This is a genomic window from Streptomyces sp. NPDC057474 (assembly GCF_042802555.1).
Taxonomy (GTDB): domain Bacteria; phylum Actinomycetota; class Actinomycetes; order Streptomycetales; family Streptomycetaceae; genus Streptomyces.
The window spans coordinates 1-7122 of sequence record NZ_JBHVDX010000349.1 but is presented as its reverse complement, the minus strand read 5'-3'; the positions used below and the strand labels follow the sequence as shown (position 1 = coordinate 7122).

The following is a 7122-nucleotide window of genomic DNA, read 5'->3' as shown; positions in this document are numbered from 1 at the left end:
AACGCGCAGAACTTGCACGCCGTGACGCACACGTTCGTGTAGTTGATGTTCCGCTCGATGATGTACGTCGCGATGTGCTCCGTGCCCGCGTACCGCCGCCTGCGGACGGCGTCGGCGGCGGCGCCCAGCGCGTGCAGGGGCGCGTCGCGGTAGAGGTCGAGCGCCTCCTCTGGCGTGATCCGCCCACCCTCGGCGGCACGGTCGAGAACGGGCTGGAGCGGGGACTGCGGAGGTCGGGACATGGTGGCCGGGCCTTTCGGTGGCGGGGTACGGATCAGGAGGAGGGGCCGAGCAGCCGGACGGCGACGTCGGGCGGGAAGCCCTCGCCGCCGCCGCCCACCCGGCGCGCGAACTCGGCGATGCCGGCGAGCTGCGCCTCGCCGAGGCTGAAGTCGAGGGCCGTGGTGTAGTAGCGCTCCAGCGTCGCGGCATCGAACTCCTCCCACTGCGCGGCCTGTTCGCACACCTTGGACACCTCCGCCATCGACAGGTCGCGCGAGGCCAGCAGATCGGCGTGGACCCGGCGCGTCAGCTCCGGCTCGCGGGCCAGGAAGTCACGGCGCGCGGCGAACACCGCGAACACGAAGGGCAGTCCTGTCCAGTCCTTCCACATCCGGCCCAGGTCGTGCACCTGCAGACCCATCCGGGGTGCCTCGTACAGGGCCGCGCGCAGGGCGGCGTCGCCGATGACCACCGCGGCCTTCGCCTCGGCCATCATGGTGCGCAGATCGGGCGGGCAGACGTGGTACTCGGGGCGCACGCCGACGCGCTCGGCGAGGAGCAGCTGCGCCAGCCGCACCGACGTACGGCTGGTGGAACCCAGCGCGACGGGCTGCCCGTCCAGTTCCCCCAGCGGGACCTGGCTGATGATCAGACAGGACATGACGTCGCCGTCGCTGCCGACCGCGATGTCCGGCAGGGCCACCAGGTCGTCCGCGTGCCGCAGGTACTCCAGCAGGCTGATCGGCCCCATGTCGAGGTCACCGGCGGCGAGCGCGTCGTTGAGGCCGTCCGGCGTGTCGGTGCGCAGGTCCATGTCGAGGAGGCTGCCGGTGCGGGCCAGCCCCCAGAACAGCGGGAGGCAGTTGAGGAACTGGATGTGGCCCACCCGGGGACGGCGTCGACGTACTGGCGTCGACTGCGCGGCCGCGGGTGCGAGTTGCTCGGTCATCGTGCACAACTCCCGGAACGGGTCGAGGGGAAGACGGGTCAGGCCCGGCGGGCCGTGGCGGCGAAGTGCTCGTGGAGCACGGCGAGCACCTCGGCGGGACGCTCCGAGAGGAAGAAGTGTCCGCCGGAGAAGACCCGCAGGTCCGATCCGGCCTCGGTGTGGTCGCTCCAGGCGCCGGCCTCCTCCAGCGACGTGCGCGGGTCGGTGTCGCCGGTGAGGACGGTCACCGGGCAGCGCACCACCGCGCCGGCAGCGCAGCGGTAGGTCTCCACGGCCCGGTAGTCGCTGCGGATGGCGGGCAGCACCATGCGCAGCAGTTCCTCGTCCTGGAGGACCTGGGCGTCGGTGCCGGCCAGCTTGCGCAGCTCGGCGATCACCCCGTCGTCGTCGAGGGTGTGCACGTGCTCGTCGCGGGTGCGGGACGGGGCGCGACGCCCGGAGGCGAACAGCCGGACGGGGCCCCGCCCGAGGCGCTCCATGCGTCGCGCCACCTCGAAGGCCACCAGCGCGCCCATGCTGTGCCCGAAGAACGTCAGCGGACGGTCGTCGGCCCAGCCCGTCAGGGCCGAGGCGACCTGGTCGGCGAGGTCGGCCACCGAGTCGGGACCCGGTTCGTGGCGCCGGTCCTGACGGCCGGGGTACTGGATGGCGGCGACATCGACGCCGGGGCTGAGCGCGGTGGCGACCGGCACGTAGAAGCTGGCGGAACCACCGGCGTGCGGGAAGCACACCAGCCGCTCAGCGGCGTCGGGAGAGGGCCGGAACCTGCGGATCCACAGGTCGTCGGCGGTGGGGGAACTCATGGGACGTGCGTGTCCTTCCCAGGGGCGAGGTGCTCGGCCCGGCCGCAGGCGGACGGGGCGGCCAGGAGAGCAAGGAGCGGAGGGGACGTCACCGTGGCGACGAACCGATCGCCACGGTGACCTGTCCGAGAGGGCGGCGTCAGCCGTCGGCCACGGGCCCGTACACCTCGACCCCGTCGGAGACGCGGCGCACGTGAATGCACTCGCCGGGGCACTCCTTGACCGAGTCGACCACGTCGGCGAGCACCTCAAGGGGGATCAGGGTCGTCGCACCCGGCGCCTGGAGCAGCTCGTCCTCGTCGTCCTTGACGTAGGCGAGCCCGTCGATGTCCAGCTCGAACACCTCGGGCGCGTACTGGGCGCAGATTCCGTCACCGGTGCACAGGTCCTGGTCGATCCAGACTTCCAGGTCCTCGTCGTTCGTCGTCTGCGTGGACATAAACACCTGCCTGGCGGGTCGTCATGATGCGGACACGGTGCGCGCACCACGGTCGAACGGCGGCACGCGCGCCGCGTACACGAGGGGAGTCGTGCACGTCGTGCACGAAGGGGTGGTGGCCTCGGGGGCCGGCCGGGGTCAGACGCGCATCGGCTGCGGGGACTCCCGTCGCGCCGGGTCCGGGCGGTCGTACTCGCGGATGATCTCGTACCGGGTGTTCCGCTCCACCGGACGGAAGCCAGCGTCGCGGATGAGGTCCAACAGGTCCTCGCGGGTCAGCTTGTTGGGCGTGCCGTAGTTGTCCGCGTCGTGGGTGATCTTGTACTCGACGACCGAGCCGTCCATGTCGTCGGCGCCGTGCTGAAGGGCCAGCTGGGCGGTCTGGACGCCGTGCATGACCCAGAAGACCTTGACATGCGGCACGTTGTCGAAGAGTAGCCGGGAGACGGCGAAGGTCTTCAGGGCCTCCGCGCCGGTCGCCATCTGCGTCCGGGCCTGCAGCCGGTTGCGGATCTTGCCGTCCTTCATGTCCACGAAGTCGTGCTGGTAGCGCAGGGGGATGAAGACCTGGAAGCCGCCGGTCTCGTCCTGCAGCTCACGCAGCCGCAGCACGTGGTCCACCCGGTGCCGGCGCTCCTCGATGTGCCCGTAGAGCATGGTGCACGGGGTCTTGAGACCCTTCTCGTGCGCCAGACGGTGGATACGGGACCAGTCCTCCCAATGGGTGCGGTGGTCCACGATGTGCTGCCGGACCTCCCAGTCGAAGATCTCCGCGCCACCGCCCGTGAGCGACTCCAGACCGGCGTCGATCAGCTCGTCCAGGATCTCCGAGGCGGACAGTCCGGAGATCGTCTCGAAGTGGTGGATCTCCGTCGCCGTGAACGCCTTCAGACCGACGTTCGGCAGCGCCTTCTTCAACTCCCGCAGCGAACGCGGGTAGTAGCGCCACGGCAGGTTCGGGTGCAGACCGTTGACGATGTGCAGCTCGGAGAGGTGCTCGTTCTCCATCGCCTTGGCCAGCCGTACGGCCTCCTCGATACGCATCGTGTAGGCGTCCTGCTCACCCGGCTTGCGCTGGAACGAGCAGTACGCGCACGACGCCGTGCACACGTTCGTCATGTTGAGGTGACGGTTGACGTTGAAGTGGACCACGTCACCGTTCTTACGGGTACGCACCTCGTGTGCCAGACCGCCCAGCCACGCCAGGTCGTCCGACTCGTACAACGCGATGCCGTCCTCGCGGGACAGCCGCTCACCGGAGAAGACCTTCTCCTCCAGCTCGCGCTTGAGCCCAGCGTCCATGGCCGGGAACCTCCTCGTTCAGTGCCTGGCGGCACACGTGGTGAGTGGGAGCACGCGGTACGTTGCCCGACTCGTCAGCACGCCCCGGGACGCATCGGCCTGGAAAGACCACGGACCGGCCGTCCGCCCGGGGACGTTCGGGCGGAACGGAACGGAGCCGCACCACACGAACGGCTCCCGTCGAAGCGGCCGGCCACGACAGACCCGGGGAACCGGCCAACGATCCGGAACTTACGGGCCCTGGCCGGGGACGCCGGGCACCGACGCCGCGTCGGTGGGGCCTGCCCATCCTCGCGGAGGGCAGTCTGGGGAAAACCCCACATCCGCAACGGGTTTGCTGAGGGCTCCCGCCGCCGCCCGCAGACAAGAAGGAAGCGCCCGCCCATGACGTCACCGCTGACCCTCGTGCACTCGCCGTGCCCCAACGACACGTTCGTCTTCCACGCCTGGACCGAGGGACTGCTTCCCGACGCCCCCGACGTGCGGCTCACCTTCGCCGACATCGACGTCACCAACGGCCTCGCCCGACGCGGCGAACTCGACGTCCTCAAGGTCTCCTACGGCGTGCTGCCGCACATCCTCGACGACTACGCGCTGCTGCCGAGCGGCGGCGCCCTCGGCCACGGCTGCGGCCCGCTCGTCCTGACCGCCCGGCCGGGCGAGCCCGCCGACCTCACCGGGGCCCGCGTAGCGGTGCCCAGCACCACCTCCACGGCCTACCTGATGTTCCGGCTGTGGGCGGCCGACGCCGTGCCCGGCGGCGTCGGCGAGACCGTCGTCCTGCCCTTCCACGAGATCATGCCCGCCGTCCGCGACGGCCTCGTGGACGCCGGACTCGTCATCCACGAGGCCCGCTTCACCTATGACCGCTACGGCCTGCACCGCACGGCCGACATGGGTGACGAGTGGGAGAAGCGCACCGGCCTGCCCATCCCCCTCGGCGCCATCGTCGCCCGCCGCTCCCTCGGCGAACCCATGCTGAGCCGTCTCACCGACACGATCTGCGCCTCCACCCGCGCCGCCTGGGACGACCCGGCCGCGTCCCGCGCCTACGTCCTCCGGCACGCGCAGGAAATGGAACCCACCGTCGTCGACCAGCACATCGCCCTGTACGTCAACGAGTTCACGGCCCGGCTCGGCGAGGACGGCCTCCACGCCGTACGCACCCTCCTCGACCAGTCGGCCGAGCTCGGCCTGATGCCCCCTGTCCGCGCCGACGCACTGGACCCGACCAGCCGCCTGTGAGCGGCGCCCCGCGGGAACGGCCTCGACGGGCCTGCCGCCTCCAACGCCTGCCACAACGCTAGAAGTTCTCTTAGAGCACTCGGCCGGCACCCCGAAAGCGGGCGCGACCCCTCCCATAATCGGCCCCTGGGGCAGGCCCGGGACCGGTGAAGCCTGCCTGCCCCTTCGAGGGCGCCGGGCGGTGCGCCCGCCCCTCACCGGCCCCGGCGCCCCTCAGTGCTGGGGCCGACCCCATGCCCCGTGCCCCACCGCGAGCCAGTGTGCCCGCCGCCGAAGGGAGACCGATCCGTGAGCGAGGACAGGCTGCACGACTTCCTGACCCGAGTCTCCAGCGACCTCCAGCGCACCCGCGCCCGGCTGCGCCAGGTCGAGGGCAGGGCCACGGAACCGATCGCCGTGGTTTCCATGAGCTGCCGCTACCCAGGCGGGGTGCGCACCCCCGAGGACCTGTGGCGTCTCGTCGACAGTGGCACCGACGGCATCTCCACGTTCCCGGACGACCGGGGCTGGGACCTCGACGCGCTCTACGATCCCGACCCCGACCACCCCGGCACCGTCTACACCCGGGAAGGCGGCTTCCTCCACGATGCCGCCGACTTCGACCCCGCCTTCTTCGGCATGTCACCCCGCGAGGCTCTCGCCACCGACCCGCAGCAGCGCCTCCTCCTCGAAATCGTCTGGGAGAGCCTCGAACGCGCCGGACTGCGCCCCGCCGACCTGCGGGGCAGTTCCACCGGCGTCTTCGCCGGGGTCATGTACAACGACTACGCCACCCGTTTCCCCGTGCCGCCCCCCGGCGTCGAGGGCCACCTCGGCAACGGCAGCGCGGCGAGCATCGCCTCCGGCCGCATCTCCTACACCTTCGGCTTCGAAGGCCCGGCCCTGACCGTCGACACCGCCTGCTCCTCCTCCCTCGTCGCCCTGCACCTCGCCGTGCAGTCCCTGCGCCAGGGCGAGTGCGACCTCGCCCTGGCCGGCGGCGTCGCCTTCATGTCGACTCCGGTCACCTTCCTGGAGTTCAGCCGGCAGCGCGGACTCTCGCCCGACGGGCGCTGCAAGTCCTTCGCCGACGCCACCGACGGGACCGGCTGGGGCGAGGGAGCGGGCGTCCTGCTGCTCGAACGCCTCTCCGACGCCCGCCGCAACGGCCACCAGGTGCTCGCCGTCATCCGCGGCTCGGCCGTCAACCAGGACGGCGCGAGCAGCGGTCTCACGGCCCCCAACGGCCCCTCCCAGCAGCGCGTCATCCGGCAGGCACTGGCCTCCGCCGGGCTCTCCCCGCAGGACGTGGACGCCGTGGAGGCACACGGCACCGGCACCACCCTCGGCGACCCCATCGAAGCCCAGGCCCTTCTCGCCGCCTACGGCCAGGACCGCCCCGCCGACCGCCCACTGTGGCTGGGCTCGCTCAAGTCGAACATCGGGCACACCCAGGCCGCCGCCGGCGTCGGCGGCGTCATCAAGACGGTCATGGCCCTGCGCCACGGTGTCCTCCCCCGCACCCTGCACGTCGACGCGCCCACCACCGAGGTCGACTGGACCGAGGGCAACGTACGTCTCCTCACCGAACCCGTCTCCTGGCCGCACACCGACCGGCCCCGGCGCGGCGGAGTGTCCGCGTTCGGAGTCTCCGGCACCAACGCCCACGTCATCCTGGAAGAGGCCCCGCCCGCCGACCCGCAGACCGGGGAGACGCACGACGGCGACCCCGCTCCCGAGCGCCCGGTGCCGACGGTGATCCCGTGGACCCTGTCCGCCCGCACCACCGACGCCCTCAAGGCCCAGGCGGCCGCCCTGCTCGCCCACCTCGACGGCCACCCGCACACCGACGACGTGGCCGTCGCCCGCACCCTCGCCGACCGACGCTCCCTCTTCGAACAGCGTGCCGTCGTCCTTGGCACCGGCCGCGACACCCTCGTCGCAGGGCTGCGGACCCTCGCCGAGGGCCGCACGTCCCAGGACGTCGTCACCGCCACAGCCCGGCGGGGCGGCCGGACGGCGTTTTTGTTCTCGGGTCAGGGTGCGCAGCGGGTGGGGATGGGGCGGGAGTTGTATGAGGCGTTCCCGGTGTTCGCGGATGCTTTCGATGCGGTGTGTGCGCATGCCGGTTCGGGGTTGCGGGATGTGGTGTTCGGTGATGATGCCGAGCGGTTGAGTCGTAC

Annotated in this window: 6 protein-coding genes and 1 pseudogene; 2 read left to right on the top strand and 5 right to left on the bottom strand. The window is 71.5% G+C overall.

The features are described 5' to 3' along the window. The 5 genes and pseudogenes from ACFU53_RS45315 to mqnE form a co-directional block, all read right to left on the bottom strand. A pseudogene (locus tag ACFU53_RS45315) lies at positions 1-242 on the bottom strand (dehypoxanthine futalosine cyclase); the annotation flags it as partial. A 32-nt stretch (positions 243-274) separates the two neighbouring features. Then, positions 275-1171 carry a menaquinone biosynthetic enzyme MqnA/MqnD family protein gene (locus ACFU53_RS45310; protein WP_384005923.1) on the bottom strand — a complete coding sequence of 299 codons (897 nt, stop codon included), beginning with the start codon at positions 1169-1171 and terminating at the stop codon, positions 275-277. 38 nt (positions 1172-1209) lie between these two features. Further along, positions 1210-1974, bottom strand: coding sequence for a thioesterase II family protein (locus ACFU53_RS45305; RefSeq protein WP_384005921.1), 765 nt, complete (start codon positions 1972-1974; stop codon positions 1210-1212). Positions 1975-2113: 139 nt separating this feature from the next. Further along, positions 2114-2413 carry a ferredoxin gene (locus tag ACFU53_RS45300; RefSeq protein WP_384005920.1) on the bottom strand — a complete coding sequence of 100 codons (300 nt, stop codon included), beginning with the start codon at positions 2411-2413 and terminating at the stop codon, positions 2114-2116. 138 nt (positions 2414-2551) lie between these two features. Next, complete coding sequence (mqnE, locus tag ACFU53_RS45295; protein ID WP_384005918.1) at positions 2552-3715, bottom strand: aminofutalosine synthase MqnE; 1164 nt, start codon at positions 3713-3715, stop codon at positions 2552-2554. Positions 3716-4099: 384 nt separating this feature from the next. Here mqnE and ACFU53_RS45290 point away from each other — a divergent pair, with 384 nt between their 5' ends. Further along, complete coding sequence (locus ACFU53_RS45290) at positions 4100-4960, top strand: 1,4-dihydroxy-6-naphthoate synthase (protein WP_384005916.1); 861 nt, start codon at positions 4100-4102, stop codon at positions 4958-4960. 288 nt (positions 4961-5248) lie between these two features. Next, the coding region (locus tag ACFU53_RS45285; RefSeq protein ID WP_384005914.1) for a type I polyketide synthase at positions 5249-7122 on the top strand (1874 nt) is incomplete at its 3' end.